Source organism: Spirillospora sp. NPDC048819 (genome assembly GCF_040650055.1).
Classification (GTDB): Bacteria; Actinomycetota; Actinomycetes; order Streptosporangiales; family Streptosporangiaceae; genus Spirillospora.
Genome location: NZ_JBEZGN010000038.1, coordinates 1 through 19,690, shown reverse-complemented (window position 1 = coordinate 19,690; position 19,690 = coordinate 1). Strand labels below are relative to the sequence as shown.

Sequence of the window (19,690 nt, the reverse complement as noted above, 5' to 3'; positions counted from 1 at the left end):
CACCGGTGCGCGGAAGCCGCCGGACCCAGGTACCGACCACTGAAGGCGATACGGTGACCCGAAGCTCTGCTCCCGAAGGCTGGGGCGTCCGGACGGTTCCCGCCGGGCTCGCACAGCGCTACCGCGACGAAGGCTGGTGGACCGGCGACTCCCTCGGCTCGATGGTGGCCGCGGGCCTGAGCCGTGCCCCGCGCTCACGTTTCCACGTGGGCTCCCAGACACGCCCCTACACCGGCACCTTCGCCGACGTGGACCGCGCGGCGCGTTCGCTCGCCGGGGCCCTGCGGGCCCGGGACATCGGCCCCGGCTCGGTCATCGTGGTCCAGCTGCCGAACTGGGTCGAGGCCGCCATCACCTTCTGGGCCGCCGCCTACGTCGGCGCGATCGTCGTCCCGGTCGTGCACTTCTACGGCCCGAAGGAGGTCGGCTACATCCTCGACGACACCCGTCCCGCGGTGATCGTCACGCCCGACCGCTTCGGCCGCACCGACCACCTCCAGCAGTGCGAGCGGCTTCTGGAGGGACGCGACGCCGAGCCGCTGTGGCTGGTCGTGAGCGACCGTCCCGAGCGGGAGCTGCCGCCGGCCGCCACCCCCTTCCACCGGATGCTGGACGCCGAGCCGCTCGCCGAGCCGGTGGCCGTCGACCCCGCCGCCCCGGCGATCGTGGGCTTCACCTCCGGTACGACGCTCAACCCCAAGGGCGTGATCCACAGCCACCAGACGATCGGCTGGGAGGCGCGCCAGAGCGACCACTTCTACGGCAAGGGCGGGCCCCCGCAGATCGTCGGCACCCCCGTCGGCCACTTCATGGGGATGATCAACGCCTTCCTGCTGCCGCTGCTGCGGTCGGAGCCGGTGCACCTGATCGACCGGTGGGACCCGGCCGAGGTGCTGCGGATGATGAGCGAGCGGAGCCTCGGCATCGCCGGCGGCCCCTCCTACTTCCTGACCAGCCTGCTCGACCACGCCGACTTCACCCCCGAGCACCTGGCCCTGATCCCGTACATGGGACTCGGCGGCGCGATGGTCCCCGAGGCGTTCACCGAGCGGGCCACGAACGAGGGCATCGCGGTGTACCGGTCGTACGGGAGCACCGAGCACCCGTCGATCACGGCGTGCCTGCTGGACGAGCCGCAGGACAAGCGGCTGCGCACCGACGGCAGGGCCCTGCCGGGCGCCGAGGCCCGCCTGGACGACGACGGCCAGATCCTCTCCCGCGGCGCCGACTGCTGCATCGGCTACACCGATCCCGAGCTGACCGCCCGCGCCTTCGACGCCGACGGCTGGTACCGCACCGGCGACATGGGCGTCTTCGACGGCGACGGCTACCTCACCATCACCGACCGCGTCGCCGACGTCATCATCCGCGGCGGCGAGAACATTAGCGCCCAGGAGATCGAGTCGCTGCTCCTCAAGATGGAGCAGGTCGCCGAGGTCAGCGTGGTCGCCGAGCCCGACGCGCGGCTGGGCGAGCACGCCACCGCGGTGATCCGCCCGCACGACACGGCCGGTCCGGTCGCGCTGGACGACGTTTGCGCCCACCTCGCCGCGGCCGGGCTCGCCCGCCAGAAGTGGCCCGAATCGCTGCACCTCGTCGCGGACTTCCCGCGCACGGCGACCGGGAAGATCCAGAAGTTCCGCCTCCGCGAGCAGATCCGCGAGGGCTCGCTGGAGCACACGCGGTGACGCGCACCGGACAGGGCCCCGCCGCGCCGTCGGGGCCGTCGGGGCCGTCGGCCCAGACGAGGGGAGAAACCGTGGAACCGTCGGGTTACGTCGACCGCCCGGACTACCGCGTGGACGTGCACCGCAAGCGCAACCTCGTCCGCGTGACGCACGAGGGCGTGACGCTGGCCGAGACGACCGCCGCCCTCCTGGTGGACGAGCAGGACCACGGGTTCGTCCTCTACATACCCAGGGCCGACGTGCGGTTCGAGCACCTCGCGCCCTCCGACCACACGTCGCGGTGCCCGTTCAAGGGCCGTGCGAAGTACTGGCGGCGACGGGAGGACGACGACCCCGTCGCCTGGGAGTACCCGGAGCCGTACACCGAGGTCGCGGTCCTCCGCGACCACATCGCCTTCTACCAGGACCGGGCCGTCGTGCAGATCGGCACCGCGGACCCGGTCACCTCCACCCCCGCCCCCCGCCCCTGAGATAGGGAGAGACCATTGCGCCGAATCCTTGGCATCGCCGCCCTCGCGGCGCTTGCGGCGGCCACCGTCACCGCCTGCGGCGACTCCGACGCGGAGTCCGAGTACGGCAAGAACCTCAAGGGCGACCCCATCAAGCTGTCGGTGATCGCCTCCGGCCCCGGCCCCATCTACCAGCCCGAACTGCTGAAGGCGGCCACGGCCGCGGTCAACGCGGTCAACGACGCCGGCGGCGTCAAGCCCGGCGGGGGCGAGGCGCGCCCGCTCGAGCTGGTCCACTGTGAGGCGTCCACCGTCACCGACCCCAACGCCGCCACCAAGTGCGCCCGCGAGGCCATCGACCAGAAGGTCGTCGCGAGCGTCGGCAAGTACGTCTCGTCGGACGCCGTCGTCCAGGCGTTCCAGGGGGCGAAGATCCCCCTGGTCGGCACGATGGTCCAGACCGGCCAGGACTTCACCAACCCCGCGTCCTTCCCGATCATCGGCGGCTCGCCGATGCTCTCGGCGGGCACCGGCATCGCGCTGCAGAAGGCGGGCGCGAAGACGGTCGCGGTCGTGACCGGTGACAGCCCGTCCGGGCGGCTGGTCCCGCAGTACGTGAAGGCCCTGCTGGAGTCGCCCGGCGACCTGAAGGGCGCCTACTACCTGCCGTTCGACGCATCGGCCGACCTGACCTCCAACTTCAGCGAGATCGCCGGCGCCAACCCCGACGGGGTCGCGCTGCTGGCCTCCACCGACGTCACCAGCAAGACCATCGTCGGGCTGCGGCAGGCCGGCTACAAGGGCAAGATCTCGGTGGTGGCGACGGCCGTGTCCGAGGGCTCGCTGGAGAAGACGGGCGAGGCGGGCGAGGGCACCATCGTCGTCAGCGACTACGAGCCGGTGACCAGCACGTCCAACCCGAAGGTCAAGCAGTTCCTGGACGAGATGGACAAGTACGGCGACGACAAGATCGAGGGCACCGAGTTCGCGCTGAACGCCTGGGCGTCGGTCCACCTGGTGGCCGACAGGCTCAACGGGCTGTCCGAGGTCAGCGGCGCCGCGCTGATGAAGTCGCTCGAGGGCAGCAAGGTCTCGCTCGGCATCGCCCCCGACTTCACCTACGGCCAGCCGAACTTCCTGAAACTGCCGCGGATCCCGCGGGCCACCGTCCAGTTCCAGACCGTCGAGAACGGCAAGATCATGGCGCCTGACGGGGGCGAGTTCACCGACCTCAACCAGGCCGCGAAGAAGTAACACGGACCCGGCCGGGAGCCTCGTCATGAAGGACCTGCTCACGTTTCTCATCCTGGGGTTGTCGGTGGGGGCGGTCTACGCCCTCACCGCCCAGGGCCTGGTGCTGATCTACCGCGGCAGCGGGGTGGTGAACTTCGCGCAGGGCGCCTACAGCATGATCGGCGCCTTCGTGTTCTACCGCGTCGCCCCCGACCTGGGGCTGCCGCAGGCCGCCGCGTGGCCGCTCGCCCTGGGCGTCCCCGCTCTGCTCGGCGTCGCCACGCACCTGCTTCTGATGAAGCACCTGCGCCGGGCGTCGTCGCTGGTGCGGCTCGTCGCGACCCTCGGCGTGTTCGCGCTGCTGGTCGGGATCGGCTACCAGCTGTGGGGACGCGGGCAGGACCTCGTCGTCTCCCCGCTTCCGCACGAGGCGCACCACCTGTTCGGTGCGGACGCGGGGATCGGCGAGGACCGCTTCTGGGTCATCGGCATCGCCGCCGTGCTGACCGTCGGCCTGGTCGCGCTGTTCCGGTGGACGCCGTTCGGGCGCTCGACCGAGGCGATCGCCGAGAACCCGGTGGCCGCGGCGGCGCTCGGCAAGTCGCCGGACGTGGTCGCCACGGCCAACTGGGTGTTCGGCGCCGTCCTGGCCTCGCTGGCCGGGATCCTGGTCGCGCCGATCCTGTTCCTCAGCGTCGAGGCGCTCGCACTGATCGTGCTGCGCTCGCTGGCGGCGGCGCTCGTCGGCCGGTTCTACTCGTTCTGGAAGACCCTCGCGGCGGCGCTGGTCATCGGCGTCGTCGAGACGCTGCTGGCGCGCTACATCACCAACGAGGGCCCGCTGGCACCGTTCGTCTCCGACGACCGGCTGCTGTTCGGGGCCTTCACCGCCCAGTCGGTGTCCCACTCCGCGGCGTTCCTCATGATCGTCGTGGTGCTGTTCGTCGCGGGCCGCAACCTGCCCGCGCGGGGGGAACTGCTCGACCGGCTGCCGGTGCTCGGCACGGGACGGATCTCCCTGCCCGGCCTGGTGGTGGCGGTGGCGCTGACGGTCGCCGTGATCTCGGTCGTGCCCACGTCGTGGGCGGCCTCGATCCAGGTCAGCCTGGCCGCCGCGATGATCTGCCTGTCGCTGGTGGTGGTCACCGGCCTCACCGGGCAGATCTCGCTGGCGCAGATGGGCCTGGCCGGCACGGGCGCGTGGATCGCCGGCAAACTCGTCCAGACGCAGTCGTGGCCTTTCGTCCCGGCCCTGGTCGCGGCCGTGGTCATCACGACCGTCGTCGGGGTCGTGGTCGCGATTCCCGCGCTGCGCACCCGGGGCGTGAACCTGGCCCTGCTGACCTTCGGCCTGACGGTCGTGCTGTCCCAGCTGATCCTGCAGAACTCGGCCCTCACCGGCGGGCTGGAAGGGATCGACATCGGCAAGCTGAACCTGTTCGGCTTCGCCATCGACGGCTTCGACCATCCGCGGCGGCTGGCCTTCGCCACGCTGGCCGTCCTCGTCGCGGTCTGCGTCGCCGTCGCGAACGTCCGGCGCAGCGGCACCGGCCTGCGGCTGATCGCGTTGCGCAGCAACGAGCGGGCCGCCGCGGCGCTCGGCCTCAACAGCGCGGCGATCAAGGTCTACGCGTTCGGGCTCGGCGCGGCGCTCGCCGCGCTCGGCGGCGTGTTCCTGGCCTTCCGCCAGCAGAACCTGGTGCTGACGGAGTTCTCGCCGTTCTCGTCGGTGCAGCTGGTGGTCTTCACCGTGATCGGCGGCATCGGCTATGTGATCGGCGCGATCGGGGCGGGCACGTTCGCCCCGGGCGGCGTCGGCGGGCAGATCCTGCACTCCTTCGGGCTCGGCACCAACGCGCTGGAGATCGTCTCGGGCGCCATGCTGCTGCTGATCATTCTCGCGAACCCCAGCGGGATGGCCTTCGAGCAGGTCAGGGCCGCCTCGATGGTCCGTGAGCGCGTCGGGTCCCGCAAGCGCCGCACACCCGTGGCCGTACCGCCGCCCGGCTCGGGCGACGGCGGGGACGCGCCGCGGGCCGAACGCTCGGAGAGCGCGCGAACCCTGGAGGTCTCCGGGCTGAGCGTCCGCTTCGGACGGGTCCGGGCGGTCGACGACGTGAGCCTGCGCGTGCGGCCCGGTGAGGTCGTCGCGCTGATCGGGCCCAACGGCGCCGGCAAGACCACGGTCATCGACGCGCTGACCGGCTTCGTCAAACCCGAGCGCGGAGCGCGGATCCGGCTCGGCGACCATGCCCTGGAGGACTGGAACGCCGCCCGCCGGGCCCGCGCCGGACTCGTCCGTTCCTTCCAGTCGCTGGAACTGTTCGAGGACCTGACGGTGCTGGAGAACCTCCTGGTCACGTCCGGGATCCCGTCGCTGCGGTACGTCACCGACATGGTCCGCCCGCGCACCCCCCGGCTGACGGCCGCCGGTGAAGCCGCCGTCCAAGAGTTCGGCCTCGCCGACGACCTGGCGCGGCTACCCGACGAGCTGCCGCACGGGCGGCGCAGGCTGCTGGCCATCGCCCGTGCCGTGGCGTCCGACCCGGCCGTGCTGCTCCTGGACGAGCCCGCCGCGGGGCTCGGCGAGGAGGAGACGGCCGAGCTGGCCCGGCTGATCCGGCGGCTGGCCGACACCCTCGGCATCGCCGTCCTGGTGATCGAGCACGACATGTCGTTCGTGCAGACGTGCGCCGACCGTATCGCCGTGCTGAACTTCGGCCGGCTGATCGCGGACGGCGAGCCGGAGGAGATCCTCCGGGACCCGGCCGTGGTCGAGGCGTACCTGGGAACCGATGCGCGGGCAGAGCCGGAAAGGGCGTGAGGACATGCTGCTGAAGGTCGAAGGGATGTCCGCCGGGTACTCGGGCGTGGACGTCATCCGCGAGCTCGACCTGACCATCGACAAGGGCGAGGTCGTCGCGCTGCTCGGCCCGAACGGCGCCGGGAAGACCACGACGCTGCTCGCGCTGGCGGGGGTGCTGGCGCCGACGTCCGGGCAGGTCCTGTACCGGGACGCCCCGCTGCGCGGCGCGCTGCACCGGCGGGCGCGGCGCGGCATCTCCTACATCAGCGAGCAGGGGTCGGTCTTCAGCCGGCTGACGACGCTGGCCAACCTGCGGCTCGGGCCCGGGCCGGTGGCTGACGCGCTGGCGCTCTTCCCCGAGCTGGAGCCGCTCCTCAAGCGCCGCGGCGGGCTGCTGTCCGGCGGTGAGCAGCGGATGCTCGCGCTGGCCCGGAGCCTGGCGGGCAAACCGGATCTGCTGCTGGTGGACGAGCTGTCCCTGGGCCTGGCGCCGCTGATCGTGACGCGGCTGCTGGAGCGGCTGCGCGCGGCCGCCGACGACGCCGGGACGGCGGTGCTGATCGTCGAGCAGCACGCGTCACAGGTGCTGGCGGTCAGCGACCGCGGCTACGTGCTGCGTCGCGGGAGGCTGTCGCTGTCCGGCACGGGCACCGAGCTGCTGGACTCGCCCGAGGCCCTCCAGTCCGCCTACCTCGGGGCGGGACCGGACGGCTCGTCCGGCTGACCGCCGTTCACCTGCCTGCGGCGGGCCGGGGATTCACCAGGGATCCCCGGCCCGCCGCAGGCCATTTCGCGCGCGGTTCGAAGCGCGGAGTCAGCGGGGGAGGCCGAGTCCGCGGCGGGCGATGATGCCGCGCTGGATCTCGCTCGTCCCGCCGTAGATCGTCGTGCCGAGGGAGAAGCGGAGGGAGTGCTCGACCCGGCCTCCCTCGGGGGCGCCGGGCGACAGGCGGCTGCGCACGGCGTCCGGGCCGAGGAGGTCGAACAGGTCCTCGGCGGCCCGGGTCAGGGCCTCGGAGCTGAAGAGCTTGGCCATCGGCCCCTCCGCCACGGGGATGTCGCCCCGCTGCGCCATCGCCGCCGCGCGCCGCTGGAGCAGCAGCGAGACCTCGGCCTCGGCGGCGCACCGGCCGAGGCGTTCCCGCACGTCCGGGTCGGCGATGCGCGGCCGGCCCGAGCCGCCGCGGGCCGTGCGCGCCCATCCCTCCGCCGCCTCCAGCAGGCTCAGCATCGAGGCGCCGAAGCCGGTCGAGTGCTCCTCCTGGAGCGCCTCGCCCAGCACGCGCCAGCCGCCGCCCACCTCGCCGATCCGCCAGTCGTCGTGGACGCGGGCGTCGCGGTAGTAGGTGATGTTCGTCCGCTCGCCGGAGATGGTGCGCACGGCCTGGACCTCGATGCCGGGCTGGCCGAGGGGCACGAGGAACACGGTCAGCCCCGCGTGCTTGGACGAGGTGTCGGTCCGCGCCAGGAGGAACACGTGGTCGCCGATGTGGGCGTTGGTCGTGAACATCTTGGAGCCGTTGATCACCCACTCGTCGCCGTCGCGCACCGCGCGGGTCCGCGCGGCGGCGAGGTCGGACCCGCACTCGGGCTCGGTGAACCCGAGCACGATGAGGATCTCCCCGCGCAGCGCCCTGGGAATGATCTCCGCCCGCTGCCGGTCGTTCCCGCCGTGCAGGATGGCGCGCGCGACCATGTGCGTCGTGCTGACGCCGTAGGTGGGCGCCTCGGCCTTGCTCAGCTCCTCCTCGACCACGCACAGGCCGAGCGGGTCGCAGGGCCGTCCGCCCCACTCCTCGGGCCAGCCCAGGGCGAGCAGCCCGGCTTCGTGCATCGCGCGGACGAATCCCTCGTCATGGGCCACGCCCGTCCGGTGGCACCGCTCGGACAGCTCGTCGGTCAGGTGCTCGTCGAGGAACGCCCTGACCTCCGCGCGCAGTGACTCGCCTCGTTCTCCTATGCGGAAGTCCACTGTTCCTCCATCTGTGCGATGCCGTACCGGCGGTCGGCCGCTCTGCGGTACGCGGCCCGCGGTTCGAGGCAGACGGCGGACCATGCCCGCGCGCGCCGGTAGTAGAGCTGGATGTCGTATTCGTCGGTGAAGCCGTAGCCGCCGTGGAAGTGCAGGGCGCGGTAGGTCGCGTCGCGGGCCGTCTCGGTCGCGAACGCGAAGGCCATGGCCGCCAGCTCGGCGAAGCGTTCCGGCTCCTCGCCGTACGCCCACGCTGCCTCGTGGCCGAGCAGGCGTGCGCCGTCGACGGCGGTGGCCGAGTCGGCGAGGGCGTGCGCGATGGTCTGGAACGTTCCGATCGGGACGCCGAACGCCCGGCGCTCGGTGACGTACCCGACGCCGATCTCCACCGCGCGGGCCGCGATGCCGACCTGGGCGGCCGCCGTGAGCAGCAGGAACTCGTCCAGGGCGGCTTCATGAGCGGCCTCGGCGGCCGGCCCCGACGCGAGGAGCACGGCGTCCGGGCCCACGCGCAGGTCGGCGAGAGGCATCGAACCGAGGTTCTCCGGCTGTGCGCCATCGCCCGCGGATCGGACGAGCAGCAGCCGCTCCCCGTCCATCACCAGCGCGTCGTCGGCCACCGCGCCGGCCGGCACGAGCCCCGCCGCCCCGTCGCGGGCCGGATGGACGGCCAGGGTCACGGTGCGCTCACCCGCCAGTGCCGCGGCCAGCGCGGCGGCGGCGGACGGCGTCCCCAGCCGGGCGAGGAGACGCGCGGCGACCTGCGCCTCCACGATCGGGGCCGGGGCGAGGAAACGGCCCTGGACTTCGGCGACGAGCGCGAGATCGAGCGGCTCCGCGCCCCAGCCGCCGTCCTCCTCACCGACGGCCATCGCCACGATCCCGGCGTCGCGCAACGCGTCCCACAGGCGCGGATCGAAGCCGAGCGGCTCCGCGGCGCGCACGTGGGACGGCGACGCCGCGTCGCCGAAGAGGGCGGTGAAGGACGCGACGAGCTGGCGTTGCTCGTCGCTCAAACCAACATCCATGCCGGCACATCCAGTTCTGAGTGTTACGTCTGGACGATCCCGCTCCGGGTCGCCCGCAGGCCGTTCAGCTCGGCGTCCCACGCGTCGGCCGGGACGCCCGCCGCGCGCAGCGGCCCTTTCATGATCTTGTTGGAAGCCGATCTCGGCAGCTCGGGAACGAACGCGATGAACCGGGGAACGGCGAAGTACGGCAGCCGTTCGGCCAGGTGGCGGAACAGGTCGGCGGGATCCGGCGGACCCTCCGGGTGGGGGACCGCAAGCAGCAGGACCTCGTCCTCGCTGTGCTCGCTGGGCACCCCGACCACAGCGGTCTCCGTGACCTGCGCGTGCGTGTTCGCCGCGGCCTCGACCTCCAGCGAGGAGATGTTCTCGCCGCGGCGGCGGATGCTGTCGCGGATGCGGTCGACGAGGAAGAACTCGCCGTCGGGCGTCCTGCGGACGGCGTCCCCGGTGTGGAAGTAGGCGTTCCGCCAGGCCTCCGCCGTGGCCTCCGGGCGGCCGAGGTAGCCCTGGAACATCGTCCACGGCTCGTGCGGGCGGATGACGAGCTCGCCGATCCGGCCGTCCGGTACCGGCTGATCGTGCTCGTCCACGACCAGGGCCTCGAAGCCCGGACGCACCCATCCAAGGCCGCCGGCGCCCGACACCCCGTGCGGCGCGGCGAGCGGTGTGGCGGCCTCGGTGCTGCCGTAGCCGGCGCAGTACTCGACCCCGAACCGCGCGCAGAACGCGTCGACGTCCGCCGGGACGGGGGCCAGGCACACCTTGCGCAGGCCGCTCGTCCGCTCCAGCGGGCTCGGCGGCTGCGCCTCCAGGAAACGCGCCATGGCGCCGGTGAGCACGGCGAATGTCGAGCGGCTCTGGGCGATGTCCTCCCAGAAGCCCGACGCCGAGAAACGGGGACAGATGTAGGCGCGCGCGCCGACGATGAGGGCGTTGTACACACCCCACAGCTGACCGCCCACGTGGAACAGCGGCATCGCCACGTAGCTGGTGTCGTCGGGCTCCACCGCGCCGATGAACACGGGGCTCGCGTATCCGTACGCTTGGGCGTGCGGTACGAGAACGCCCTTGCTCGCCCCTGTCGTCCCGGACGTGTAGAACACCGCTGCGACGTCCCAGGGCTCGGCGTCCGTGATCGTGGGTTCGCCCTCGGGAAGCCGGAACCGGCCGTGGCCGCTCTCCGCCGGGACGTGCTCGACGATGCGCTCGCGCAGCCGCCCGCCGTCGGCCGCAGCCAGCCGATCGAGGTAGTGCGTCTCGGCGATCGCCGCGACGGCGCCGCTGTCGCGCACGACGTGGTCGAGGAACCCGCCGGCGAACGCGGTGTTCACCGGGACCTCCACCGCGCCGGCGCAGGTCAGGCCCAGCCACGCGAGGACCGCGTCCACGTGGTCGTCCAGCATCAGCAGGACCCGGTCGCCGGGACCGATCCCGTGGGCGCGCAAGCGGCCGGCGAGCGCGGCGGCCTCGTCCAGCAGGGCGCCGTAGCCGATCTCGACCCCGGGCCCGGCGATCGCCGGGCGGCCGGGATGCCGTTCGGCCTGCTCCCGGAGGACGTGGACGACGGTGCGCTCCGCCAAAGGCGGGAGTGAGCCCTCGAAGGACGGTTTCACGGTGCCTCCCCGTTCGCGGAGCCTGTGGGGCCCGTCTCGAAACGCAGGACCCCGGTCACCGCCACACGGCCCTGCCCGTTGAGGACCTCCGCGCCCACGGAGCCGTCGTGGGCCGGGCTGAACCTGATCGTCAGCTGGTCCGCGTCCGAGACGGGACTCCGGTACGACACCTCGGCCCCACGGAGGCCGCCGAACCCCAGCCGGCCGAGGCTCTGCTCGGCGAGCCTGGCGACGATGCCCAAGGTGACCTCCCCGGGAAGCGCGGGCGCGGACAGTCCGAGCTCGCGCGACCGGACCGGGTCGATGTGCATCGCGTCCTGCACGCGGCCGTCGGCCGTCAGTCCCAGCAGGGTGCGGAAGACCGCGGCCTGATAGGGGTGGACGCCTTCCCGCACCTCGACCGTCTCGCTATCGCCGGCGGCGGCCGTGGGGGCCGGCCGCCGCGCGGTCTTCGCGCCGGGGAGACGGAAATGCACGTCGAGCTCCGAGTGCGCGATCGTCTCGCCGTCCGCGCGCGTTTCGACATCGAGCGTCAGCACCAGCCGCTCGCCGGAGCGTTCCTTGACGCTGAGCGCCGTCGACGCGTGCGCCTCGGCGCACTCTGCGGCGAGCGGGCGGTGGAGGCGGACGCGGATCGCGCGGGCGAAGGACGGGAGCGCCGCGCTCTGCACGCCGGCCGCGAAGTCGATGAGCGCCTCGTGGGCGAAGCGCGTCGCGAACGTCGGCAGCGTGGTGAAGCCGGGCGCCGACTCCCAGACGAGCGAGCGGGCGTTGCGCGCGTCGGCCCCGGTGGTGATGGCGTAGGTGATCGTGTCCCGGAGCGACCACCGCACGGGATACGTGCGCCGCCCCCAGCCGTCCACGAGGCGAAGGATCTCCGAAACGCCGTCGGCCACGTAACCTCCCCGATTCGGTTCCCTCGCAGCAAACCCAATTTCGACGTCGTTGTCAATATATGCCTCCAGGGCTTAGATTGCTCCCGGGCGCCGCGCCGGATCGCGCGGTGCGATCGTCGGCATCGGGACAGGTCTGGAGTGAGGGCGATGGGGTCTGACGGAGAGCGGGCCGCTGCGGGGGAGCCGGCGAGGCCCTGGGACCAGGACGAACTGCTCCGGCTGATGGACGTCCGGCCGGCCGGGCCTGGGCGGTACACGGCCCCTCCGCACGAGGGCGCCGAACGCAACGTGGTGGAGGCCGGCCAGCTCCTCGCGGACGCCGTCGTCGCGGCGTCCAAGGAGATCCCCGAACAGCGGGTGACCTCGGCATCGATGGTCTTCTCCCGGGCCGCCGGCCACGACAAGGACATCTCCGTCGACCTCGACGTGCCGCACAGAGGCCGCACCTACTCCACCGTTCAGGCGAGGGTGACGCAGGAGGACAAGCTCCGGTGCGCGGGGCTGATCCTCATGGGGACCGACGCCGACGACCTGGTCGCCTCCACCGCGCCGATGCCCGACGTCCCGCCGCCGGGCGACGTGCGTCCCTTCGAGCCGGCCGGCATGCGGGTCGGGGGCCGCGAGTTCCGCGTCGTCGACGACGCCTACGACTGGGACCCGCGGCACGTCGGGCCCCCCGAGCTCATGGTGTGGACCCGCTTCGCCGAAGCGCCGCGGGCCCACTACCTGCACAACGCCCTGATGACGCACTCGATCACGCACTGGACGATCGCCGCGGCGCTGCGCCCGCACGCCGGCTACAGCGAGGCGATGGCGCACAAGACGATCTCCACGGGCATCTCCAAGGCCACGATCGCCTACCACGACGACGTCGACGTCTCCCAGTGGTTCCTCTACGCGAACCAGGTCGTCTACACCGGACGCGGGACGACCCAGAGCGAGGGGCGCGTCTACGACGAAGCCGGGCGGCTGGTCGCGTCCTACGCCGTGCACGGCATGATCCGGCCCCTGGTCCGCCGGCCGTCGGCGCCGGACATGGTGCTCTGACGACCCTCCTTTGATTTTGACATCGACATCGATATAGTCTGGCGGTAAGCCGACCGCGCCGCTGGAGTGGACGCCGCCGAGCGGGCGACCCCACCCGGTCCCGGGCTCCCCGCGCAAGAGGCGATCATTCTCGACCGGAAAGGGAGACGCTCATGCCGTCACGTGACCTGCCGTATCCGCTGTTCGACGCGGACAACCACCTGTACGAGACCGAGGACGCCTTCACCCGGTACCTGCCGAAGCAGTACCAGGGCGCCATCGAATACGTGCAGGTCCGCGGCCGGACGAAGATCGCCATCCGCGGGCAGATCAGCGATTACATCCCGAACCCGACGTTCGAGAAGGTCGCCCGTCCGGGCGCCCAGGAGGACTACTTCAAGAACGGCAACCCCGAGGGCAAGTCGTACCGGGAGATCGTCGGCAAGCCGATCGAGTCGATCCCGGCGTTCCGCGAGCCGGGGCCCCGGCTGGAGCTGATGAACGAGCAGGGCATCTCGCGGAGCCTGATGTTCCCGACGCTGGCCAGCCTCCTGGAAGACCGCATGCGGGACGACCCGGAGCTGACCCACGCCGCGGTCCACTCCCTGAACCGCTGGCTGGACGACGTCTGGTCGTTCAACTACAAGGACCGGATCTACACCGCCCCGGTGATCACCCTCCCGATCGTCGAGGAGGCGGTCAAGGAACTGGAGTGGTGCCTGGAGCGCGGCGCGCGCGTCGTGCTGGTCCGTCCCGCGCCCGCGTTCGGCGTCTCCGGCCCCCGCTCGGTCGCGCTGCCGGAGTTCGACCCGTTCTGGAAGCTCGTCCAGGACAGCGGCACGATGGTGGCCTTCCACTCCTCCGACAGCGGATACCAGCGGTACACCGCCGACTGGGAGGGCAAGCAGCGCGAGTACCTGCCGTTCACGCTCCAGCCCTTCCGCGAGATCGGGCAGTGGCGGGCGATCGAGGACACGGTGGCGTCGCTGATCTGTCACGGCTGCCTGTCCCGGTTCCCCGAGTTGAAGATCGCCACCATCGAGACCGGGTCGTCGTGGGTGGGGCCGCTGCTGGAGAAGCTGCAGACCACCTACAAGAAGATGCCCCAGGGCTTCGAGGAGGACCCGGTGGAGCAGATGCGCCGCCTGATCCACGTGAGCCCGTTCATCGAGGACGACATGGGCGCGCTGGCCGACCTGCTCGGCATCGACCGGGTGCTTTTCGGGTCGGACTTCCCGCACCCCGAGGGCAAGGCCGACCCGATCACCTTCGTCGACGACCTCGCCCACCTCGGCGACGAGGCCAAGGCCAAGATCATGGGCGGGAACCTCTCCCGCCTCATCCCGGCGTGACCTGAGCGGACGCCCCTCCCGGGGCCACCTGCCCGCCGTGGCCTCGGCGCGATGCCACGGCGTGAAAGGCCCGCCGAACCCCCTGGGCGGCGGGCCTTTCTCCACCCCTCTGAGCGGCCGGAGACCGCGGTCCCGCACGCGCATGGACGCGGTTTCGGACGCGCATGGACACGTCTCGGACGAAGGAGCGATCAGGATGACGAGGGCCCGAGCCCACGCCGGTCTTTACCTGCCGCAGATCCGGATGGACTTCGCCGCCATCGAACGGCGTGCGCGGGCGGCCGAGGAGGCCGGTTTCCACTCCGCCTGGTTCATCGACCACCTCGCGCCCCCCGCGAACCGCGGTCTCGACATGCTCGACGCCTGGACGGTCGCCACGGCGGTCGCCATGCGCACCGAACGGCTGCATGTCGGCCATCTCGTCCTGTGCGCGGAGTTCCGCCACCCGGCGGTGCTGGCGAAGATGGCCGCCAGCCTCGACGTCCTGTCCGGCGGGCGCCTGGAGCTCGGCCTGGGCTGGGGATCGGTCGCCGGCGAACTCACCGACTACGGCTTCACCGACCCCGGTCCCGAGGCCCGCGCCGGCCGGCTCGCCGAGACCATCGACCTCCTCCGCCTGCTGTGGACCGGTGAGCCGGTCGACTTCGACGGCGCGCACTGGACGCTCCGGGACGCGGTCTGCCGGCCCCGTCCCGTGGCCGGCCGGGTGCCGATCCACGTCGGCGGCGCCGGCCGCCGCCTCACGATGCCCCTGGTCGCCGGGCGGGCCGACTGGTGGAACTGCCCGTCGACCGCCGCGGACCGGCTCGCCGAACTCCGCCCGGCGGCCGGGGCCGCACGGATCTCCGTGCAGCACCCGATCGGCCTGGCCGCCTCCTCGGCCGCGCGCGACGAGGTCGTCGAGACCACCCGCCGCCGCTTCGGTGCGTGGGGCGGCGTCATCGCCGGAACCCCCGACGAGGTCGCCGCCGCGCTGTCACGCGAACGCGACGCCGGAGCCGAACTGTTCGTCTGCCAGTTCCACGACTTCGGCACGCCGGAGACGATCCGGCTCTTCGCCGAGGAAGTCCTGCCGGCACTCGAATGACCCACAGCGAAATGACCCACCGCAGCGAAAAATGACCCACCGGAGCGAAGGGCGCGGGATTTGACCATCGGCACCGAGGCGGAAGCGCCGAAGGACATGCTCGGAGAACTCGGCTTCGCGACCCGAATGGCCGGCGAGGAACTGCACGGCACGGCCTCGATCACCCCCGCGATGCACGTGCCCGGGACCTCGCACCTGCGGACGTCCATCCTGGCCGTATGGGCCGACACACTGACCGGGCTGCTCGCCACGCAGGTGACCACCCCCCGTGTGCCGGTGACCCTGGAACTCGACGTGCAGCTTTACCGTCCGGCTCCAGCGGACGGAACCGTTCGGGGAATCGCCAGGGTCGTCAAGGTCGGCCGCTCGGTCTTCGTCGCCGACGTCGAATTCACCTTGTCCGGCGGTGAACCGCTGGCGGCCTCGATGGCCTCCTTCATGATGGCGCCGGACCCCGGACTCACCATGCCGTCCGCCTTCAGCGTCGAACTCCCGGCGCCGCGGGAACGGCTGACCAGGCCGCTCGCCGAGCGCGCGGGCTGCGAGCGCCGCGGCCCCGGCGTCGCCGTCCTGCCCCGGTCCGAGGACGGGCTGAACATCTCCGGCACCATCAACGGCGGGCTCATCGCCCTGGCCGCCGAGGAGGCGGCCCTGTCGCTGGCGCCGGGCGACACCCTGTGCTCGCTCGGCCTGCGCTACCTCCAGCCGGCGCGCAGGGGACCCGTCATCGCCGCGGCGCGCCTGCGGGACGGTCTCGGCCGGGTGGAACTCCGCGACTCCGGCAACGATGACCGCCTCACCGGCGTCGCGACCGCCAGAACCTTCCGCGGCGGCACGAGCGCGGCGTCCTAGCCCGGGTCAGCCGGACGCCCGGGCCGGGTGGAGGACGTCGCCGGCGAACCGGCGCAGGCCGTCCAGCGCCTCCCGGGAACGGGCCCAGGGCGCGACGATCAGGCGGGTCACCCCGGCCTCGGCATAAGGGCCTGCCTCATCCGCCCGGCTGATCCGCGCGCCGGGCAGCGTGACCTCGACCGGCGCCGTCCGCCCTTCGCGCTCGGCCAGCTCGCGCAGCCGCGCCAGCGAGCGCGGGAGCTGCTCCAGCGTGTGGTTCATCGGCATCCAACCCGTGCCGACCGTGACGGCCCGGCGCAGCGCCGCCGCGCCGTCGCCGCCGATGTGCAGCGCCGGCCCCGGCCGCTGCACCGGCTTCGGTTCGAACGCGACGGGGCCGAAGTCGAAGAACTCGCCGTGGTGCTCCACCACGGACTCGCTCCACAGGCGGCGGCAGACCTCGATGGCCTCGTCCACACGTGCTCCGCGACGGTCGAAGTCCAGGCCCACCGCCTCCCATTCCGACCGCAGCCAGCTCGCCCCCACCCCGAGCGCCAGCCGCCCGCCGGACAGGACGTCCACCGTCGCCGCCGCCCGCGCCGTCACGAACGGGTGCCGCAGCCCGATGTTGTACACGCAGGTGCCGAGCTTCAGCCGGGTCGTGCGCGCCGCCAGGTGACACAGCACCCCCAAGGCGTCGAAGACCGGGACGTCCGGCGCCATCGGGGGATGCTCCGAATCCCGGTGCGGGCTGCCCGCCGCGTCGACCGGCAGGACCAGATGCTCGGGAAGCCAGACCGATTCGAACCCCAGCCGGTCCGCCTCCTCGGCCACCTCGCCCCACAGCCGCGGATTGACGGCGCCGAGCTGCACCCCGAACTTCATGCACGCCTCCCCGGCGCTCCGCGTCCGCAGGACGGACTGCTCACTGGCCCTTGACCTTGTCCTTCATCCCCGTGAGCTGCATGAGGACGGGGAGGCCGCTCTCGCTGAGGGCATTGCCGTGACCGGTCTCGTGGATGTCGAACACCGACTGGATCGCGGCGTAGAAGCCCTGCACGTCCAGGGTCTGGTTGACGGCGCGCTTGGCCTGCCGCAGCGCGAACGGGTGCATCTGCGCGATCTGCCCGGCGAGCTCCATCGCCGCCGCCTCCAGCTCGTCCAGCGGAACGACCCGGTTGACCATGCCGGCCTTCTCGGCCTCCTCGGCGGTGACGGGCCGGCCGGTGAACAGGATCTCCTTGGCCTTGCGCGGCCCGAGCTCCCAGGTGTGCCCGTGGTACTCGACGCCGCCGATGCCCATGTGCACGACGGGGTCGGAGAACTGGGCGTTCTCCGCCGCCACGATCAGGTCGCAGGGCCAGCACAGCATGAGCCCGCCCGCGATGCACTTCCCCTGGACCGCGGCGATCGACGGCTTCGGGACGTTGCGCCACCGCAGCGTGTACTCCAGGTACCGGCGCGCCTCGATGCCGTAGATGTACTCCAGGGTGAGCTTCTCGGGGGCCGGTCCGCCGCCCTTGAGGTCGTGGCCGGCGGAGAAGTGCCTGCCGTTGGCCTTCAGCACGATGACCCGTACCTCGTCGTCGGCGGCGGCGCGGCTCCATGCCGCGTCCAGGTCGTCCAGCAGCTCCATGGTCTGGGCGTTGGCGGCGTCGGGACGGTTCAGCGTGATGACCGCGACCCGGTCCTCGACCTCGTACAGAATCTGGTCCATCGGGGTTCTCCTTGTCCGGTCGGGCCGAGGATGCACTCGGCGACCACGTCGCGGCGGATCCGGGCCCGCACGCAAAGCGCGCGGCTCAGAATTTTAACTTCGAGGTCGATTTCAATATTCGACCACGGCTCGTGACCATGTCAAGGATCGCGGCGTCCGATGCCATGGCTTCACGTGATTCGCCCCCCGCGCCCGCCGGCACGGCGTCGGCCAGGGCGTGGCGGACACTTCGGTGGAACAGCTTTTTCAGATGACGGCAATCGGCGCCGTTGGGCTCTTGCCGAGTGCGCCTCCCTGGCGGATCATGCGGGCAGCCGAGGAAGTCGGGGGCATGTTCCACCGGGAGGCGCCCCATGACCGAGACCCCCGAGCCGACGGGCAGGGTTCCCGAGGACGGTCCGGCGAAGGCCACCGCGACCGGGACGTACAAGCTGGGGGTGAGCCGCCCCGACCTGCCGGTCACCGATCTGCCCACCCCCGAGGAGGTCTTCGGCGTCCGCCGGATCGGCCCCAAGGAGCTGGTCAAGTACGCGCTCGGCCCGAGCCTGATCGCGCTGGGCATCTCGATCGGCAGCGGTGAGTGGCTGCTCGGCCCGCAGGCGGTGGGCCAGTTCGGGTTCGAGGGCATCGGCTGGATCATCCTGGTCTCCGCCGTGCTGCAGACCCTCTACAACATCGAGTGCTCGCGGTACGTGGTCGCGACCGGCGAGGCGCCGGTGGTGGGCTGGGGCCGCGTCCCGCCCGGCTGGTTCCTGTGGGTGCCGGCATCGGTGTTCCTCATCCTCTTCGCGTTCATCGCCGGAGGCTGGGCGGCCTCCGCGGGGGAGGGGCTGTACGCGGTCTTCCACGCCGAGGTCGCGCCCGAGGGCGCCGAGGAACCGCGGATCTGGGCGATCGCGCTGCTCGTGGTGGTGTTCCTGATGGCCGCCATGGCCCGCCGGGTCTCCCGCGCGCTGGAGCTGGCCAACTGGGTGCTGATCGGGCTGATCCTTATCACGCTGCTGCTGATGTGCGTCTTCCTGGTGCCGCCCGGAATCTGGTGGGACGGCATCACCGGCTTCGTCACCCCCGCGGCGCCGCCGGAGGGCATCACCGCCACCCAGATCGGCGGGCTGGCCGGGTTCACCGCGCTGGCGTCCGGGCTGAACTGGTATGTGATGGGCCACTACCGGGACAAGGGCTACGGCATGGGCCACCGGGCCGGGTTCATCGCGGGCCTGCGGCACCGGCGCGTCGAGGTGCTGCCCAGCGGCGTGACCTTCCCCGACGACGAGAAGAACCGGGCGCTGTGGAAGCGCTGGTACCGGCTGCTGCTCACCGACATGTGGGCCATCTTCTTCGCCGGCGCGATGATCGGCATGCTGCTGCCGACCATCCTCATGGCCCACGCGGTCGAGATCTCCGGCCGGGAGGTCACCCAGGAGAACGTGCCGACCTTCGTGGCCGGCGCCCTGGACGCCGAGTACGGCCGCTGGCTGTTCTACATCGCGCTGATCGTGGGCGTGCTGGTGCTGTTCACCACCCAGCTCGGCATCTTCGAGGCGATGGTGCGCGTGACCACCGACGCCGCACACGCCACCAGCCCCAGGCTGCGCGTGCTGCTGGAGGGCGACCCGCGGCGGTTCTACTACCCGTTCATGCTGCTGCTACTGGTGATCATCGGGGTCATCCTGCACTTGGCGCTGCCGGTCAGCCTGGTGCAGTGGTCGGCGAACATGTCCAACCTGGGCGCGCTGATCTTCCCGTTCATGCTCATCTACCTCAACAGCAGGCTGCCCCGCCCGGCCAGGCCCCGTCCGTGGCACTACGTCATCCTGGTGCTGAACTTCCTGTTCTTCGGGTTCTTCTTCATCAACTTCATCGCCGACTTCGTCGGCGACCCGCTGGTGACCTTCTGATCACCGCCGCCGGATGACGAGCGGCCGGGGGGGGGGGGGGGCGGGGCCCCCCCCCCCCCCCGCCGGGGAGGGGGGGGGCCCCGGGGGGCAG

16 protein-coding genes are annotated in these 19,690 nt (G+C 71.9%); 10 read left to right on the top strand and 6 right to left on the bottom strand.

Features of this window, described 5'->3' with window-relative positions; translation table 11 throughout:
- Positions 1-53: 53 nt before the first annotated feature.
- The 5 genes from AB0C35_RS36555 (at position 54) to AB0C35_RS36535 (ending at position 6,900) form a co-directional block, all read left to right on the top strand.
- Positions 54-1,688 carry an AMP-binding protein gene (locus AB0C35_RS36555; RefSeq protein ID WP_358466376.1) on the top strand — a complete coding sequence of 545 codons (1,635 nt, stop codon included), beginning with the start codon at positions 54-56 and terminating at the stop codon, positions 1,686-1,688.
- A gap of 71 nt (positions 1,689-1,759) precedes the next feature.
- Positions 1,760-2,158, top strand: a complete 399-nt coding sequence (locus AB0C35_RS36550) for a DUF427 domain-containing protein (protein ID WP_358466374.1) — start codon at positions 1,760-1,762, stop codon at positions 2,156-2,158.
- A gap of 15 nt (positions 2,159-2,173) precedes the next feature.
- Positions 2,174-3,391 carry an ABC transporter substrate-binding protein gene (locus AB0C35_RS36545; protein ID WP_358466372.1) on the top strand — a complete coding sequence of 406 codons (1,218 nt, stop codon included), beginning with the start codon at positions 2,174-2,176 and terminating at the stop codon, positions 3,389-3,391.
- Between the two features lie 25 nt (positions 3,392-3,416).
- On the top strand, positions 3,417-6,194 hold the full coding sequence (locus tag AB0C35_RS36540; protein WP_358466370.1) for an ATP-binding cassette domain-containing protein: 2,778 nt from the start codon (positions 3,417-3,419) through the stop codon (positions 6,192-6,194).
- 4 nt (positions 6,195-6,198) lie between these two features.
- Positions 6,199-6,900: an ATP-binding cassette domain-containing protein gene (locus AB0C35_RS36535; RefSeq protein ID WP_358466368.1), complete on the top strand. Its 702-nt coding sequence runs from the start codon at positions 6,199-6,201 to the stop codon at positions 6,898-6,900.
- Positions 6,901-6,990: 90 nt separating this feature from the next.
- Here AB0C35_RS36535 and AB0C35_RS36530 read toward each other — a convergent pair whose 3' ends face one another.
- From AB0C35_RS36530 to AB0C35_RS36515, 4 genes are read right to left on the bottom strand one after another with little or no spacing between them, the layout of a single operon-like run.
- Positions 6,991-8,148: an acyl-CoA dehydrogenase family protein gene (locus AB0C35_RS36530; protein WP_358466366.1), complete on the bottom strand. Its 1,158-nt coding sequence runs from the start codon at positions 8,146-8,148 to the stop codon at positions 6,991-6,993.
- Complete coding sequence (locus tag AB0C35_RS36525) at positions 8,133-9,176, bottom strand: acyl-CoA dehydrogenase family protein (RefSeq protein WP_358466364.1); 1,044 nt, start codon at positions 9,174-9,176, stop codon at positions 8,133-8,135. Before AB0C35_RS36525 ends, AB0C35_RS36530 begins: the two co-directional genes overlap by 16 nt.
- Positions 9,177-9,199: 23 nt before the next feature.
- Positions 9,200-10,792 carry an AMP-binding protein gene (locus AB0C35_RS36520; RefSeq protein ID WP_358466362.1) on the bottom strand — a complete coding sequence of 531 codons (1,593 nt, stop codon included), beginning with the start codon at positions 10,790-10,792 and terminating at the stop codon, positions 9,200-9,202.
- Positions 10,789-11,688: a hypothetical protein gene (locus AB0C35_RS36515; RefSeq protein WP_358466360.1), complete on the bottom strand. Its 900-nt coding sequence runs from the start codon at positions 11,686-11,688 to the stop codon at positions 10,789-10,791. Before AB0C35_RS36515 ends, AB0C35_RS36520 begins: the two co-directional genes overlap by 4 nt.
- 147 nt (positions 11,689-11,835) lie before the next feature.
- Between AB0C35_RS36515 and AB0C35_RS36510 the strand changes: the two genes are divergently transcribed.
- The 4 genes from AB0C35_RS36510 (at position 11,836) to AB0C35_RS36495 (ending at position 16,005) form a co-directional block, all read left to right on the top strand.
- Positions 11,836-12,735, top strand: coding sequence for an acyl-CoA thioesterase domain-containing protein (locus AB0C35_RS36510; RefSeq protein ID WP_358466358.1), 900 nt, complete (start codon positions 11,836-11,838; stop codon positions 12,733-12,735).
- Between the two features lie 152 nt (positions 12,736-12,887).
- A complete protein-coding gene (locus tag AB0C35_RS36505; RefSeq protein ID WP_358466356.1) occupies positions 12,888-14,066 on the top strand; it encodes an amidohydrolase family protein in 1,179 nt (392 codons plus the stop codon).
- Between the two features lie 196 nt (positions 14,067-14,262).
- Entirely contained in the window at positions 14,263-15,153 is an 891-nt protein-coding gene (locus tag AB0C35_RS36500; protein ID WP_358466354.1) for an LLM class flavin-dependent oxidoreductase, read from the top strand.
- A gap of 60 nt (positions 15,154-15,213) precedes the next feature.
- Entirely contained in the window at positions 15,214-16,005 is a 792-nt protein-coding gene (locus AB0C35_RS36495) for a PaaI family thioesterase (protein ID WP_358466352.1), read from the top strand.
- A 6-nt stretch (positions 16,006-16,011) separates the two neighbouring features.
- Here the strand turns inward: AB0C35_RS36495 and AB0C35_RS36490 are convergent, their stop codons facing one another.
- Positions 16,012-16,869, bottom strand: coding sequence for a TIGR03619 family F420-dependent LLM class oxidoreductase (locus tag AB0C35_RS36490; protein ID WP_358466350.1), 858 nt, complete (start codon positions 16,867-16,869; stop codon positions 16,012-16,014).
- Positions 16,870-16,909: 40 nt separating this feature from the next.
- Positions 16,910-17,701, bottom strand: a complete 792-nt coding sequence (locus tag AB0C35_RS36485) for an enoyl-CoA hydratase (RefSeq protein WP_358466348.1) — start codon at positions 17,699-17,701, stop codon at positions 16,910-16,912.
- 353 nt (positions 17,702-18,054) lie between these two features.
- Between AB0C35_RS36485 and AB0C35_RS36480 the strand changes: the two genes are divergently transcribed.
- Positions 18,055-19,599: an Nramp family divalent metal transporter gene (locus AB0C35_RS36480; RefSeq protein WP_358466346.1), complete on the top strand. Its 1,545-nt coding sequence runs from the start codon at positions 18,055-18,057 to the stop codon at positions 19,597-19,599.
- The last annotated feature ends 91 nt before the right edge of the window (positions 19,600-19,690 follow it).